The sequence below is a fragment of the Peribacillus deserti genome (genome assembly GCF_002863585.1).
Classification (GTDB): domain Bacteria; phylum Bacillota; class Bacilli; order Bacillales; family DSM-1321; genus Paraperibacillus; species Paraperibacillus deserti_A.
Genome location: NZ_PGUY01000027.1, coordinates 17,434 through 32,724, shown reverse-complemented (window position 1 = coordinate 32,724; position 15,291 = coordinate 17,434). Strand labels below are relative to the sequence as shown.

Here is a 15,291-nt window from a genome sequence, read left to right as displayed (position 1 = left end):
TCACCTCGTTAAAAACCAAAAGAGCTTTCTAGAACAAGCGGTTCCGTTTTTATTATAGATCCTTGCTGATGAGGGCTGTCCGTTAGTATAAGGGTTAAATCAATCGTTCCATGAGTACATTGAGTTACTTCTATTCTTTCACCCATCGCATTTTTCTTTGGCACCTGCCTGCAGTCCCGCCCTCCCCGCACCTCGAGGGATGAAGAACGTTCATTAGATTCCCCCTTGTTCATACTGGTCAGTTGAGCAGTTAGAGAGTCAATGATCGTCTCTCCTTCACTTCCACGTTGAATGATTAAATTATTTTGATTAATGGATATATCAGTCGTTTTTTGGGGAGCAGCAGAATCTTCGACCAAATAGCCTTCAATGGCTTTATCTTGTAAACGCACTAGCTTAATTAAGTTTGGTTTAGATTCTTCATACTCTACATAGGAAGGAGGGGTTGTGTACATTTCATTTAAAATCATTGCCGCTAAATAATCTGCATCATCTCTTATCTGTCCCTCCACTTCGATCTTCTGATACAGCTTGATCCCGGTAGCAAAAACGGAATAAATCAGCGTCAAGGCAATAGCTGATACTACGATGGTAATCAGCACCTCGATAAGAGTGATCCCGCGCTGGCTGAATAGCGATTTATTAGTCATTTTTTAGTACTCCTCTTACCGAAGTCTGATGGCCGCCCCAGGTAACCTCTACTTCTACTGGCATATAAAAATAGTTTGGATCCGGTTCGTTCTCACTGTTCTTCTCAAATAGCGGCTTGTTAAGAATCACTTTTGCCTCATACGTGACATTATTGACCTTAGATTGGAATATAGATTGGCAGCTTCCTTGAAAGACTTTAGTATCTTCTAGGCAGTTCTGTAAGGTAAGCTGAACGCTGGCAGTCGATTTTGCTGGAAAGTAAGTCTTTTTTACAGCCTCGTAGTCCTGGCGTTCGATATAATTCAACACGTTTCTCGCTACGTTAATTCCCACAGTCTTGCTTTCATTTCTTTTCGTATAATCATAGGCCTGGTTAAAAAAACCCATAATCGATAAAAGAAAAATCCCTAAAATGGTTATCGCTATCAACACCTCAAGGAGGCTGAATCCATCAGATTTATTTAAAATTTTCATAGATTTATGTACTTCCTCTTCTTTCAAAATACTTGACTTTATTATACAATAACAAATAGTCGATAATTGTATTTTTAGGAAGAAATTTAGTATTAAAGGTAGAATTTGATAAAAATAGAAATAAAAGAGGTGGGTCGATTGACATCCTTTTTGCTGGCGTGTGCATCCCTCATTGTGCTTATTCCGGTCCTGGTATTTTTGAAAATGGGAATGAGTTTGAAAGGAAAAATGCTTATAGGAGCGGCCGCTTTTTTTATATCAAATATTGGGCTGCTTGCTGCCAATTCCAGTTTTCCCTTGCAGCAGACGATATTACTATCCCTGCTTCTAGTTATTCTGACCGCATTTCTTTACGGAAAAAAGCTCAATCTTTTTTTCTCTGTAAAGGGAGCCGAAGACAGCAAAGCGGAGGAACAGTTTGCTCCTGCAGCAGCCGTTTCATATCCAGCGAGCATTCAGATAGATCCTGCAGATCAAATAGATTTACAGTATGATTCAGATGCAGAAAATGAAAAAGAACTCATAGAAATCGATATCGATAGAATTGTAGAAGAACATAATGAAAAGCAAGAGAACGCTGCGGAAGAGAGTAATTATGAAGACGGCTGGCTGGATACTCTAGTTTTTGCTGAAAACTTTAAGACAGAAGCCACTGGTGAAACGTTTGTAGAAAGCAGCGGGGAGTCAGCTGTGGAGGAATCGATCAGCCCACTTTCTGAAATTGAACAGCTCGTGGAGCAGGCAGAAGCTCAGGCTTCTAAAGAAGCAGCAGCTGGAAACCAGGAAGATCTTCAACAAATGGAAATTCTTGAAACAGATAACTTCCAGGAAGAAAGTAACAATGAACTTGACATTATATCCCTTGAACCAGCTCAACAAGAGTCTCTTTCTAAAGAAGATAATGTTCAGTTAGGGACTGAGGAGTTCCTGGAGATTTTTGACGAAAGAGAACTGCAGCTGGAAACTGAAAGCTCCTTAGAGGAAAAAGTATTTCAGAATGAATGGGGCCTGGAAGAGATTGAAGAAACTGATCTTAAGGGCAAAAACGAGGGTAAGCTTCAAACTAAACAGATCCATCAGCTGGAAATGACCGCTGATATAGAACAACTTGAATTGCCTTCTCAAAATGCTCAGCTTTATGATAACCAAAATGCTTCTGATGAAATAGAAACTGTTCACGAACAGGAAGATGAAATATCTTCTCAGGATGACGAACATTTGGTTAAACAGGAAGCTTCTGCTGAGACAGAAATGGTTGTTGAACATCCAGAGGCTGAGGAATTAAACTCGCTGGAAACTGCAGCGCTTCCTGGTATTCGTGAAGTGGAACCAGAGGAATCAGCTCCAAAACTTATACAGAGAGAAATACTTCAGACGATGCTTGAACAGCTTGCTCTTTCCAAAAAGCAGCTGGATTCCGATTCGTATCTTAATCTTATACGCCAGCATATGCATCCCGGACTGGCACAGGTTGATTACTATGTGTTTGCCAATCTATTAATAGAAGAGCTTGTTCAGCAGAAGAATCGTGACAGTTTAAGTGATTTGCTTGAGGATCTGTCTTCGAAATACAGCCAGTTCCCGATTATCCTGAGTGAAATAAAATTTTTAAGAGAAACGTATTGCATGTAATGACAAAAATAGAAGACAGGTGTGGTAATGATGAAAAAAAGCGCGGAAATTGCGGGGCTTCCTATAATCAGTATTAATGATGGAGTTCAAATTGGATCAGTCGAGTCACTAGTATTAAATCCGGAAAAAGGGACGATTGAATTCCTTACCATTCAGCACGAGGAATGGGAAGAGAATATCAAGGCAATTCCGTTTAAAAAGGTAGTCGGCATAGGAGAATTTGCTTTAACCATAGAAAATGCAAATGCTGTAATTGACCTTACCGAGGTTCCTGTAGTCAACCAGCTCGTTACAAAAAACATTCAAATCAATAATACCCGGGTCATGACAAGAAAAGGACAGCTTTTGGGTGAGGCAATTGAGTTCTTTACGGATGAAGAGGACGGTCATGTGATCGGCATGATTTTAAATGTCCGAGGTGAAGAGAAGCTCCTTCCCACAGAATGGGTCCTGACTTATGGAAAAGACATTATTATTGTTCAGGAAGAAGCTCAGGATAACTTCGTCGAGGTAGCCGAGAAGCTTGATCCAGCCTATGCAACCCTTGCTGAAGACAGCCAAATGGAGCAGACTGGCGAAGACCTGCAAACAATAAGAGAAAAACAGATTGAACTGTTAAGCGGTAAAAGAGTAACCAAAACGATTTATTCTGGCAGGGGTGAAGAACTCTTCCCAGAGGGAACGATCTTAGAATCAGGGGATATCACAAGAGCTCAGGAAGAAGGTCCTGGAGTTATAGTCGAACTCTCAATGAATGTCGAAGGCTAAGTAAAGCGGGGAGTAAAGCGTGAGAAATCAGGATCAGATTAAAATTTTTGCAGCTCTTTTTGTGGCAACTGCCTACATTTTTTGTTTCTCACATTTTGGCGCCAGTGCCTATCATTCATTGATTGACTCCACCGTAACCTACGAAAAGGGAACATACATAGGGACTGTGGATGTATCAGGGAAAAGTGAAGCACAAGCTGAAAAACTGGTAACTGCAAAAACAAATGAGTGGAAAAAATCTACAAAAATCTTTTTTTCTTTTAAAGAGAAAAAAATCTCTGTCAGTAAGAAGGATTTCCATTTCAATATTCCAAAAACAATTTCTGGAATACAATCTGGCAGCAAAAATCTGGCATCTGTCAGTCTGCCGGAATCCAGCCTGGATAAGATGATCCGTAGTGTTTCGGAAAGCCTATCGGCTGATAATCTGGAAAAAGACAGACTAAAGTCAGATCTGCTGGTCAGTTCGACCATGCTTGAGCCGGGAAGCTATGTATTTGGCCTCGAGAGTTATATTCCGGGCTCCGATAAAGAAGAAGTAATTAATAAGGCAGCAGTAGATGGAGGGCAAAACGCGACTGAGCTGGCAATCTTCGCAAAATCTATGCCGGAAGTGGAAATTGGAAGCCAGACTCCATTTTCACTCCAGGACCATCTGCTTAAGAAGCTGGATAAAAAGCTGACAACTGAGGCGCAAAGCAGGCTGGCTACAGCGGTCTATGAAGCAATTTTGAAATCAAATTTTGAAATCATCGAGCGCCATATCAGCAGGGAGCTGCCAGATTATGCACAGCTGGGTTTCGAGTCGAAAGCCGATTCAAAGAAAAACCTAGATCTCATGTTTGCCAATCCGAATAAATACACCTTTACATTGGCCTTTGCGATGGAAGATGATCGTTTAACGGTTAAATTACTGGGAAGGCCGTTTTTATACAAGTACGATCTAACGAAGACTGGTGAAAAAACCTTTGATCCCAAAACGATTGTTCATTTTAAGTCCCAATTGTCATTCCTTCAGACTGCAGTAGAAGATGAAGGTAAAGCGGGACAAATCATTAACATTTATAGAAAAACTTCGGACGAATCAGGGAAACAGCTAAAAAGTGTATTGATCTCAGAGGATTTTTACGCACCCCTTTTCAGTATAGTTGACACAGGTTTATTCATCCCGCTCCCAGAGCTTGAAAGCGAAGGAGAAATTTCGGAAGATGATTCTACAGCTGATAGTGAGTCACAGGACGAAGAAATAAATGAAGAAGATTCAGAGGATGAAGAGGGGTTAGACGAGCAAGAAATCCCTGAAGATGAGCAAGTGGAAAACAACCAGGATTCAGAGAATATAGATCCGCAAAGCGGCGTGAAAGAAGAAGAGGAAACAGAAACAAACAGTCCACAAAAATAAAAAAAGATAAAGGCGGGGATAAACAATGACACAAACCCGAAAGCGCCTTGGAGATTTATTAGTTGAAGCTGGTCTTATCACTCAAGATCAGCTTCATTCCGCTTTAAAGGAAAAAAGCTCGGGACAGAAGCTGGGCGATGTGCTGCTGCAGAAAGGTTACATTACTGAACAGCAGTTAATTGAGGTTCTTGAATTCCAGCTTGGAATACCTCATGTAAGCCTTTACCGATTTCCCTTTGATACAAAGCTTTTTTCTCTTGTCTCAAAGGAGTACGCAAAGCGGAATCTGCTGATTCCCCTTAAAAGGGATGGAGAAAAACTTTATATTGCCATGGCAGATCCAATGGACTTTTATGCACTCGATGATTTAAGGCTTTCTACGGGATTTCAAATAGAGGCGGCTATAGCTACAAAAGACGATATTCTCCGCGCTATTCAAAAATACTACGACACGGATGAAGGCTTTGAAGAATTACTGGGAGAGACTTCTGTCCCGCAGGAAACGGTTGAAGAAGATAAAATTACCGATCAGGACTCACCCATTGTCAGGCTGGTCAACCAGATTATTTCGGATGCCGTCACTCAAAAAGCCAGTGACATTCACATAGACCCGCAGGAAACAAAAGTAGTCATACGAAATCGAGTGGATGGAGTTCTGCGGGTAGAACGAGTTTTGCCGAAGCACATGCAGAGTGTGCTGACTGCAAGAATCAAAATCATGGCTAATCTGGATATTACAGAGCACAGGACACCCCAGGACGGGAGGATTAAGATCAATCTTGATTTCCATCCAGTGGATCTCCGGGTTGCGTCGCTTCCTACGATTTATGGTGAAAAAATGGTGCTTAGGATCCTTGATTTAGGAAGTTCCCTGAATGATATAAATCAGCTTGGGTTCAATAAGCTGAATCTCCAGCGTTTTATGAATATGATTGAAAAACCAACTGGCATTGTCCTGATTACAGGGCCAACCGGCTCAGGGAAATCCTCAACATTATATGCAGCGTTAAACCGATTAAATAGTGAAGAAGTAAATATTATTACAGTTGAAGACCCGGTGGAGTATCAGCTGGAGGGAATTAACCAGATCCAAGTAAATCCGAATGTAGGGATGACGTTTGCCGCTGGACTGCGCTCCATTCTGCGACAGGATCCGAATATTATTATGGTGGGTGAGATTCGGGACAAAGAGACCGTTGAGATCGCAATCCGAGCCTCATTGACGGGACATCTCGTCTTGAGCACCATCCATACAAATGATTCCATCAGTACCATTACCCGGCTGATGGATATGGGTGTTGAACCCTTCCTCCTCGCATCTTCTCTGAGCGGCATTGTCGCACAGCGCCTTGTGAGACGAGTCTGCAGGGACTGTTCCAAGGAGCAGATTCCCACAAAGCGGGAAATTGAAATTTTTGCAAAACGAGGTATGACCATACAAAGCATCAACCGGGGAAAAGGGTGCTCGTCCTGCAATATGACTGGCTATAAAGGCCGGATTGCGATACATGAGATTCTTGTTTTAAATGATGAAATGAAACGGGTCATCATGAATGGAGAAGCATTCACGGGGCTCAGAGATCTTGCAGTGAAAAATAAAACGATTTTCTTAATAGATGACGGACTGCTTAAGGTAAAGCAGGGCCTGACAACAACAGAGGAAATACTAAGGGTTGCTATACCTGAGTAGAGGAGACATAAAGTGGTGGCTATTGATATTGAGCATATACTCCGAGCAGGCTTTGAACTAAAAGCATCTGACATTCATCTTACGGTTGGCGTACCCCCAGTTATGAGAATCAATGGGGAGTTAAAAAAGTATGGGAAAGACTCTTTGACGCCTCAGGATACGGAAAGAATGGCAAAAGCGCTTGTTCCAGAGCCTATGTGGGAAACATTTTCGGAAAAAGGGGAGCTTGATTTCTCCTACGGGTTAGCTGGCGTCTCCCGATTCAGAATCAATGCATATTTTCAAAGAGCATGCATCGCGCTTGCTATCAGGATCGTTCCGAGACGAATCCCATCCCTTGAGGAACTAGGCCTTCCGGAAATTCTGAAAAAGGTGTCAGAGAAGCCTCATGGTCTAGTGCTCGTTACAGGTCCTACAGGCAGCGGAAAATCCACAACACTGGCTTCCATGATTTCTTATATGAACCAAACGATGAGAAAACATATCATTACCCTTGAGGACCCGATTGAATACTTGCATAAGCATGGGAATTGCATTGTTGACCAGCGGGAAGTCGGATTTGATACCAATAATTTTTCCAATGGATTAAGAGCGGCCTTACGGCAGGATCCGGATGTAATTCTCGTTGGAGAAATGAGGGACCTTGAAACGATCCAGACGGCGATTACTGCTGCTGAAACCGGACACTTGGTTTTCGGAACCCTGCACACCTCAAGCGCCCCATCAACGATTGATAGAATCATCGATGTGTTCCCTGCTCACCAGCAGCCGCAAATCCGGATCCAGCTCGCTTCTGTATTGGTTGCCATCGTTTCGCAGCGTCTGTTTCCAAATGCTGAAAAAGATGGGCGGATTGCGGCCACAGAAATATTAATTAATAATTCCGCCATAGCAAACTTGATCAGAAATGAAAAGATCCACCAAATAGTAAGTATTCTACAAACGTCAAAGGCACAGGGAATGCATACCCTTGAGAGCCAAATTAAAGAGCTGCTTGCAGGAGGAAGAATATCAAGAGACTCAGCAGCAGCCTTTTTGCAGGAGAGAATGGAATAATGGCTAAATATAAATATAACGGGCGGGACCGGAGAGGACAAAGATCAGGGACCATGACTGCTGCGAACAAACGGGAGGCAGTAAGCAGGCTCCGTGACAGCGGAATCAAAGTTATGGATATTACCGAGGTTCCTGAAACGGTGCTCACTAAGGATATTACGATAGGGAATCCTGTAAAATTGCAGCATTTTGTCATTTATTTAAGGCAGTTTTCCACATTATTAAAGGCCGGTGTATCGGTAGTGGATTCCACGAATATTTTGTCAGAGCAGACGGAAAGCAAATATTTAAAGAAGGCACTTCAGGACATAGAAGCGGATCTGCGCGAAGGGAACCCTTTATCAGATGCCGCTGCAAGGCATAAAAAGATTTTCTCGCCGCTGTTCATTAACATGGTTAAAGCCGGGGAGATAGGCGGTAATCTAGATGATACTCTCGAAAGGCTAGCCGACCATTTTGAAAAGCAGCATAATACCCGCCAGAAAATCACGTCTGCAATGGCTTATCCTTCTGTTGTCGCTGTAATAGCAGTAGCGGTAGTTATTTTCCTTCTCGTTTCGGTAGTGCCGACATTTGTCGACATGTTTTCCGATTTTGGCGGAGAGCTTCCGGCGATTACGAAATTTGTATTAAGTGCCAGTGAATTCATGCAGAAAGCATGGTACCTAATCATCTTATTTACTGTCCTTATCGCAGTCGCAGTTGCCGCTCTACGAAAAAATCAGCAAACGAAATATTATCTGGATTACTTTGTGCTGCGTATCCCTATCTTTGGGAGCATGCTTCAAAAAGCTGTCCTGGCCCGCTTGACGCGTACTCTGAGTTCTCTGTTTACGAGCTCTGTTCCAATTCTTCAGGCAATGAGCATTGTTGAAAAAGTAGTTGAAAACGAAGTAGTCGCACGGGTAGTGAGACAGTCCAGATTCTCACTCGAGCAGGGAAGATCCATTACAGAGCCTATGAAAAAGCACTGGGCCTTTCCGCCGCTGATTACTCAGATGATTTCCATCGGTGAAGAAACAGGGTCGCTTGATGCAATGCTCGGCAAAGTAGCCGACTTTTATGAAAAGGAAGTCGAAAACAGCACGGATAGGTTGAAATCCTTGATCGAACCTCTGATGATAGTCGTGCTAGCCGGATTGGTCGGTACTATAGTCATAGCCATCATGGTTCCTATGTTTGAAATATTCAATCATGTAGGCAATTAAAAATGCGACAAATTCCCTATTAATTTTGCAAAAAAATATATCTTCCAAATATGGTAATGTTGTATAATCGGAGATAGATTATACAAATCTAGTAAAATAATCCCAGGGGGAATAGAACGTGCTGCAAAAAATGAAAAAAATGTTGAAAAATGAACAAGGTCTCACGTTGATCGAGCTTTTGGCTGTAGTTGTAATTTTGGGGATTATTGCTGCGATTGCAATTCCGAGTATTGGCGGACTTATTGATAACTCTAAGAAGGATGCGCATGTTGGGAATGCTCAACAGATGGTTAGTTCAGCAAAATTGGCTGTCACTTCAGATCAAGCTTTAGCTCAAGGAACCCAGTACCTGCCTTTAGCTTTTTTGGAAGGGCAGAAATACTTAGAACATATAAAAGATCCAGACAAGACTACAGCAGGTTATACTCCGGGATCGACTACAACATCAACCACCAAACCTAATTCTGGGTCATATGTAACAGTTGTAAATGGAACTGTTACTGAAGTAAAACTTGTAAATGCAACTAGAGGTATTCAAACAAGTAATAAGGCTGCTGTATTGGTAGATAACTTGAAGAGAAGTGCAGTAAATTAGTATTAATACTGTTATGTACAATCAATTTATTATTACTTTTATTATTTTATTTACATTTGGGCTCATCCTTGGATCCTTCTACAACGTAGTAGGACTCCGGGTCCCAATAAAAAAATCAATCATCTACCCGCGCTCTGCCTGCCCGAACTGCAAGCACCAGCTTAGGCCGATTGAGTTAATTCCAGTTCTTTCATATCTATTGCAAGGAGGGAAATGCCGGAGCTGCAAGAGCCGGATTTCTCCTCTTTATCCTATTATGGAATTCATGACAGGTGTTCTGTTTGCCTTCAGCCCGCTCATCTTTGGCTGGACTTCGGAACTGTTTGTTGCCTGGACTTTGATTTCTCTGTTTGTCATTATTTTTATAACAGATGTTACATATATGATTATTCCTGATAAAATACTGCTCTTTTTTGCAGTAATTTTTTTATTTGAACGGACTCTTGTGCCATTGTACCCGTGGTGGGATTCCATACTCGGAGCTGCCGCTGGGTTTCTTACTCTTTTGGCGATTGCGATTGTCAGCAAAGGCGGAATGGGCGGGGGAGATATTAAACTATTTGGCGTGATCGGCTTTGTTGTGGGCACCAAAATGGTTTTGCTGTCCTTTTTTTTATCTACGTTTCTCGGAGCTGTATTAGGGCTTGCCGGCATGAAGCTTGGATATGTCAGTAAAGGGAAACCCATTCCTTTTGGGCCGTTCATTGTATTTGGGACATTGACAGCCTACTTTTTTGGACAGGATATTTTAGCCTGGTATGTGAGGTTGTTACATTAGTATTTTTAAAAGGGGAAAAGCAGCATGGGCCTTACATTATTCTCTCGAAAACATAAAATAGTCAATCTTGTGATAAAAGACCATGTATTGAGATATGTTGAGCTCAAGCAGACAAATCCGCTGATTGTCCAAAAATGCGGTGAGTATTACCTGCCTCCCGGGCTGATAAAAGATGGCAGAGTTATAGACCGTGAAACTCTGTCTACCATCCTGGAGCAATGTGTCGCTGATTGGAAAATCAGAAAGAAGCAGGTCCGGATGATTGTTCCCGACCCCTTCATTGTAGTGCGGAAATTGGAGATTCCAAAGGATGTAGAAGGAGACGAAATTACAGGTTATCTATACATGGAACTAGGATCCAGCATCCATCTGCCTTTTGAGGAACCTGTATTTGATACAGTGATTTTAGGTGAAGCGAAGGATAAAAAGGAAATTCTTTTGTTTGCCGCTCCTGAAGACATAGTCAAAGAATATAGCAGCCTGCTTGAAGACTGCGGCCTTATTCCTGTCGCTGCCGATATCTCTCCTCTTTCTTTGTACAGATTTTACCACGCGCTTGATAAATCCCGGACTGAAGAGCATCTGCTGATGATTCAGCTGGATGTAGGCAGCATGGGGATCTGTATCTTTGAAGGGGAGAAGCCCATTTTTATGAGGCATATCCAGCTGCCAGGTACGCTCTCCTCCTGGGAAACTTCCTTAACTGGAACTGGAAATACCAGTTTAGTATATGAAGAGAATCATGGAGATATAGAAGCTGCTTTTAGCGATATATTTAATGAGCTAGACCGGATCATGAATTTTTACCGATATACTCTTCGTCAAGGCCAGCAATCTATTACTAAAATTTTATTAGCTGGAGACAATCCTTTTAAAAACAAAGTGTTTGAAGAGCTGGTTGTCCGGTTTAATTTGTTTGTAGACAGAATTGATTCTCACGAGGTACATACCGTAAATCAAACTCCCTTACCCGATTCGTTTTATGTGACGCTTGGGCTGGCTTTAAAAGAGGTGTAACAGATGCTTGCAGAAATTAACTTATTGCCTCGTAAACAACCCAGGAATTATACGTTTCTTATAGCTTTGGCTGTACTGGCCCTGGTAGTTGCAGGAGCAGCCTCCTTCCTATTTTGGAGCTGGAAGTCGCAAACCTCTAAGCTGGCAGACATGAATCAGCAGATACAGGCACAGCAGGAGATAAGGGCAGCACAAGAACTGAAAATGGAGAACTTGGCTAACTCTAATTCTGCTGTTCAATTAGAAAGTACAATTGATTGGGCAAAGAATTACGAAGTAAAGACGGTGCCCGTACTTCAACATGTAATTTCTTTATTGCCTGAGAGGGGCTATATCCTTAATTTTGAGTTTTCCGATGACGGTAAAATCACTCTGGGAACACAGTTTGATACAAGCAGGGAAGCGGCTTACTATTTAAGTGAACTTACTTCTTCCGAGTGGCTGAAAGAAGTTAAAATGATTACACTATCTACTACACTCGGGAAATTTAACGCATTAACCGGAGAAGATGCTTCCGACCCGGATAAGAATGATGATAAGCAGAAGCTGGAGAACTCTATGTTTGTTCCAAGATATGCAGCTGTCTATGAATTTGCCATCAATCAGGAAAAGGCAAAAAAGGCGGCTGCTAAAGCAGAGAAAAATAAAAATGTCCCATCCTCTAGTCAGGGGGGACAAAATTAAATGGCAAACCGTGCATTCACAAAAAAACAAACGATTATTTTTTTACTGGCATTGCTATTGGGGGCAAGTCTGGTTGCTTTCCTTTATTTTAAGCTGCTCTATCCGGTACAGAATTCTGTCGATATAAAGAGATCTGAACTAGAGTCAGAGAAGAAAATGGCTGAGGTGCTGATGTCAAAAGGAAATTCAGCACAAGAAACTACTTTCGAATCTACGATGGAGCTGCAAAAGCATCTGCCTGTAAAGCCGCTGGTGGAACAAATCGTGCTGGAATTAGAGAAAGCAGAAATTACTTCGAACAGCTTTATTGTATCAATGAATGTGCATGAAGACGAAGAAGCTGCACCCGGCGAAGAACAGGAAGCAGCCGAGGCTGAAGAGGACTTGAATCATCAGGACACCGGGGGCGAGCAGGATGAAAATTCTAGCGAAGTTCTCCCTAAAGGTCTTAAAAAGGTTGATATAGAGATGACCGTCCAATCTCTAACCTACCAAGATCTGGAGAATTTTATCGCTGCCCTTGAAAATTCTGTACGTATCATGAAGGTTACAGATTTGAAGTTTAATGGCGGGGTAGAGATTATGACGATCGAGCAGAATCCGGAACGCCTCAGCTATAGTGTCACGGTTTCGGCATTTTATCATCCAGGACTAACCGACTTGATAAAAGAGCTTCCGCCAATGGACTCCCCGGCCCCTGCGAAGAAGACGAATCCTTTTAACAATGATTCAGAACTGCCCGAACCAGGCAACAGCACCTCAGAGACCAGCAGCATAGAACCTTAAACGTAAAGATGGTGCTTATGGACATAGCGAATAAGAGAGACCGTGAGGCAGGTTTAACCTTAATTGAATTATTAGCAGTAGTAGTGATACTGGGCATAATAGCAGGCATTGCTGTGATCTCTATTTCGCAGCTCATCCAAACTTCAAAGACCAAAGCGTTTCTTGCAAATGCTTATACGCTTCGTGATGCGGCCCATTTTTATTTAAAAGAAAAACTGGTCCGTGAAGAGGAATATGATGGGGAAATTTCGTATAAGCTTCTGTTAGAAAATGGCTATATTGAACCGATTAAAGACCCGGATACCGGTGAACTATTAGAACCGAGTGACGAGTCGTTTGTTGAGGTCAAGAATGGTAAGCTGTATGCGGTCATGCTGATTGGGGTGGAACGTATGCTGTCTAAAAAGTCAGATCGTGCAGCGAGTCCTGTTCCACTGGACGAACTGTCAGCAGATGATATAGTGACAAAAAATTAATAATTTGACGAAACCTATTCATAACAAGACGACAAAAGTCTTGTTATTTTTTTTTGCCAATATGATAGGATGGAAAAAAATTGAATGATAGGAGGTGCTGGATACTGTGAAGAAGGATGAGAATACGAATAAAATTGTTGTGAAGTTCAATGGGGGAGAAAAGTATATTTTCTCAGAGGACAATGAGGCTGTATTATCGATGGATGAAACGGCTGCAGCTTCTGAGTCCGCAGAGGAAAGCTTTGACTGGATCCTGCCCGATCCCGCCGGCAGTGATGATAAAACAAAAAGTTCCTTGTCTCCCTATGTGGTGAAAACAAAAAAAACAAAGGATACAGGAAAACTGAAGGGATTTAAGAAGATTACCTTTATTCCTTCGATGTGGATTTCTATTTTATTAGCTGTGGTTGTTGGGACAAGTCTTGGATTCATTGTGCTTAAAACGGTGACTGGCCAGGATATGGCGGAGCCGGGGGCAGTCCCTGCAAGTACGCCTTCTAATTCTGTACCGCTTAAAGACGAGAGCGGCGGAGGGACAGCTTTAGGCGTGTCAAATGCTCCTGCACTGAAGGCATTTGTGGTCCAAGGCGGAATCTACAGCAAGGAAAAAGCGGCGCAGTCAGTCCGGGATTCTTTAAGCGATACCGGCGTTCCTGTGAAAATTACCCAGCTTGAGGATAAATACGTGCTGCTGCTTGGGGTTGCAGAGAGTATGGAGGCTGCTAAGAGCCTCGCAGTTTACATGAAAGGACAGAACATAGACTCGTTCTGGAAGGAAATCAGCTTTTCGGGTACATCAAAAAAAGGGCTGACATCCAAAGAAATTCAATATTTAAAAGATTTAACAGCTGTCTATCAGATGTTATCGGAAAAGACGGCTAGCAGTATTATCGACACGGAATCTTCTATTAAGGGAGAAAAACTTAAAAGCGGGATTGAAAAGGTTGAAAAGCATAGCGCAATCGAGAATAAAAATCTTGCACAAATGGAAAAGGCGATTAAAGAGGCCTCCTCTCTTTATCTATCATCCACAGATACAGCTTCCCAGTATAAAACGCAATCGAAACTTCTTGATTTCCTTGGTTTGTATTCGAACTTATAATATCGAAATTTGTATTTTCCGGGAAATATAACGGCCTGTTTAAATAGGCATGTTGAAGAGAGCAAAGGACACCGCTTGTTCGCGAACGGTTCGTGACGCGGCCCCTGCCAATCCTTCTGGAGAGGCTCTTAGCCCCTTTTCTGCTAAGAAGTATCGGGTATCCGTTTCAAACAACATCGTACTTTAACAACACTGAACTGCAATAAAAGGTGAAAAAGCCTTTTATTTTTTTTGCCCAGAGATCATATAAAGCGTTATACTTGTAAAGCTGCCTGTGCATATTAAGGAAGGCCAGAAAGACCGAAAAATATATCTGTCGATTTCTTGTAGCATTTGATGAATTTTGATACGATTGAGCTGTATCTCCCTAAATTGCATGTAAAAAAGGTAAGGTGAATGAAAGTGGAACCTCTAATTTTAGCTTCTTCTTCTCCCCGGCGAAAAGAACTCCTGCAGCTATTGCAAATCCCATTTCTCGTGATAGTGAGCGATGTGGATGAGACACTCCCCAATCATATATCTCCAGAAGAGGCGGTAACAAATCTAGCCCTGTTAAAAGCAAGTGCAGTATCCAGCACAAATCCCGGATCGTGTGTAATCGGAGCTGATACTGTGGTAGTATCCGGCAGCAGGATCCTCGGTAAACCTGCTGACAGGCAGGAGGCAAAAGAAATGCTGCTGAGCTTATCAGGCCGTAAACACCAGGTGTTAACGGGTGTATGTATAAAGAACCATGAGAAAGAAAAAATCTTTTACGAAAGAACCGAAGTGACGTTTTGGGATCTCACTGAAGATCAGATAGATAGCTATTTAGATACCGGCGAGCCCTTCGATAAGGCTGGGGCCTACGGAATACAGGGATTTGGCTCACTGCTTGTGAAAGAGATCCACGGTGATTACTTCGCGGTTGTGGGGCTGCCTGTGTCCCGTTTATCAAGAGAGCTGCAAAATTTCCTATAAACACCCGTGCTT

The 15,291-nt window shown here is 42.3% G+C and carries 16 protein-coding genes; 14 read left to right on the top strand and 2 right to left on the bottom strand.

Features of this window, described 5'->3' with window-relative positions; translation table 11 throughout:
- Positions 1 to 8 precede the first annotated feature (8 nt).
- A complete protein-coding gene (locus CUU66_RS08940; protein WP_101641342.1) occupies positions 9 to 650 on the bottom strand; it encodes a type IV pilus modification PilV family protein in 642 nt (213 codons plus the stop codon).
- Positions 643 to 1,125: a type IV pilus modification PilV family protein gene (locus CUU66_RS08935; protein ID WP_101641341.1), complete on the bottom strand. Its 483-nt coding sequence runs from the start codon at positions 1,123 to 1,125 to the stop codon at positions 643 to 645. Before CUU66_RS08935 ends, CUU66_RS08940 begins: the two co-directional genes overlap by 8 nt.
- Positions 1,126 to 1,263: 138 nt before the next feature.
- Here CUU66_RS08935 and CUU66_RS08930 point away from each other — a divergent pair, with 138 nt between their 5' ends.
- The 14 genes from CUU66_RS08930 to CUU66_RS08865 all read left to right on the top strand — a co-directional run bounded on the left by CUU66_RS08930 (position 1,264) and on the right by CUU66_RS08865 (position 15,279).
- Positions 1,264 to 2,757: a hypothetical protein gene (locus CUU66_RS08930; RefSeq protein ID WP_101641340.1), complete on the top strand. Its 1,494-nt coding sequence runs from the start codon at positions 1,264 to 1,266 to the stop codon at positions 2,755 to 2,757.
- Positions 2,758 to 2,787: 30 nt separating this feature from the next.
- The gene (locus CUU66_RS08925; RefSeq protein ID WP_101641339.1) at positions 2,788 to 3,525 is read left to right on the top strand and encodes a PRC-barrel domain-containing protein; all 738 of its coding nucleotides are present in this window, start codon (positions 2,788 to 2,790) and stop codon (positions 3,523 to 3,525) included.
- A 19-nt stretch (positions 3,526 to 3,544) separates the two neighbouring features.
- Entirely contained in the window at positions 3,545 to 4,927 is a 1,383-nt protein-coding gene (locus CUU66_RS08920) for a VanW family protein (RefSeq protein WP_101641338.1), read from the top strand.
- Between the two features lie 25 nt (positions 4,928 to 4,952).
- Positions 4,953 to 6,617 carry a GspE/PulE family protein gene (locus CUU66_RS08915; RefSeq protein WP_101641337.1) on the top strand — a complete coding sequence of 555 codons (1,665 nt, stop codon included), beginning with the start codon at positions 4,953 to 4,955 and terminating at the stop codon, positions 6,615 to 6,617.
- 15 nt (positions 6,618 to 6,632) lie between these two features.
- On the top strand, positions 6,633 to 7,673 hold the full coding sequence (locus CUU66_RS08910; RefSeq protein WP_101641431.1) for a type IV pilus twitching motility protein PilT: 1,041 nt from the start codon (positions 6,633 to 6,635) through the stop codon (positions 7,671 to 7,673).
- Entirely contained in the window at positions 7,673 to 8,881 is a 1,209-nt protein-coding gene (locus tag CUU66_RS08905) for a type II secretion system F family protein (RefSeq protein ID WP_101641336.1), read from the top strand. Before CUU66_RS08910 ends, CUU66_RS08905 begins: the two co-directional genes overlap by 1 nt.
- Positions 8,882 to 9,011: 130 nt before the next feature.
- On the top strand, positions 9,012 to 9,476 hold the full coding sequence (locus tag CUU66_RS08900) for a pilus assembly FimT family protein (protein ID WP_101641430.1): 465 nt from the start codon (positions 9,012 to 9,014) through the stop codon (positions 9,474 to 9,476).
- A gap of 13 nt (positions 9,477 to 9,489) precedes the next feature.
- Positions 9,490 to 10,254, top strand: coding sequence for a prepilin peptidase (locus CUU66_RS08895; RefSeq protein WP_101641335.1), 765 nt, complete (start codon positions 9,490 to 9,492; stop codon positions 10,252 to 10,254).
- A 24-nt stretch (positions 10,255 to 10,278) separates the two neighbouring features.
- Complete coding sequence (pilM, locus tag CUU66_RS08890; RefSeq protein WP_101641334.1) at positions 10,279 to 11,271, top strand: type IV pilus biogenesis protein PilM; 993 nt, start codon at positions 10,279 to 10,281, stop codon at positions 11,269 to 11,271.
- A 3-nt stretch (positions 11,272 to 11,274) separates the two neighbouring features.
- Entirely contained in the window at positions 11,275 to 11,955 is a 681-nt protein-coding gene (locus tag CUU66_RS08885) for a hypothetical protein (RefSeq protein WP_101641333.1), read from the top strand.
- Positions 11,956 to 12,741 carry a pilus assembly protein PilO gene (locus CUU66_RS08880; protein ID WP_101641332.1) on the top strand — a complete coding sequence of 262 codons (786 nt, stop codon included), beginning with the start codon at positions 11,956 to 11,958 and terminating at the stop codon, positions 12,739 to 12,741.
- 17 nt (positions 12,742 to 12,758) lie between these two features.
- Positions 12,759 to 13,217 (top strand): type II secretion system protein, encoded by a 459-nt coding sequence (locus CUU66_RS08875; RefSeq protein ID WP_180955222.1) that lies wholly within the window; start codon positions 12,759 to 12,761, stop codon positions 13,215 to 13,217.
- 106 nt (positions 13,218 to 13,323) lie between these two features.
- Positions 13,324 to 14,319, top strand: coding sequence for an SPOR domain-containing protein (locus tag CUU66_RS08870; protein ID WP_101641330.1), 996 nt, complete (start codon positions 13,324 to 13,326; stop codon positions 14,317 to 14,319).
- Positions 14,320 to 14,721: 402 nt separating this feature from the next.
- Positions 14,722 to 15,279: a Maf family protein gene (locus tag CUU66_RS08865; RefSeq protein ID WP_101641429.1), complete on the top strand. Its 558-nt coding sequence runs from the start codon at positions 14,722 to 14,724 to the stop codon at positions 15,277 to 15,279.
- Positions 15,280 to 15,291 lie beyond the last annotated feature (12 nt).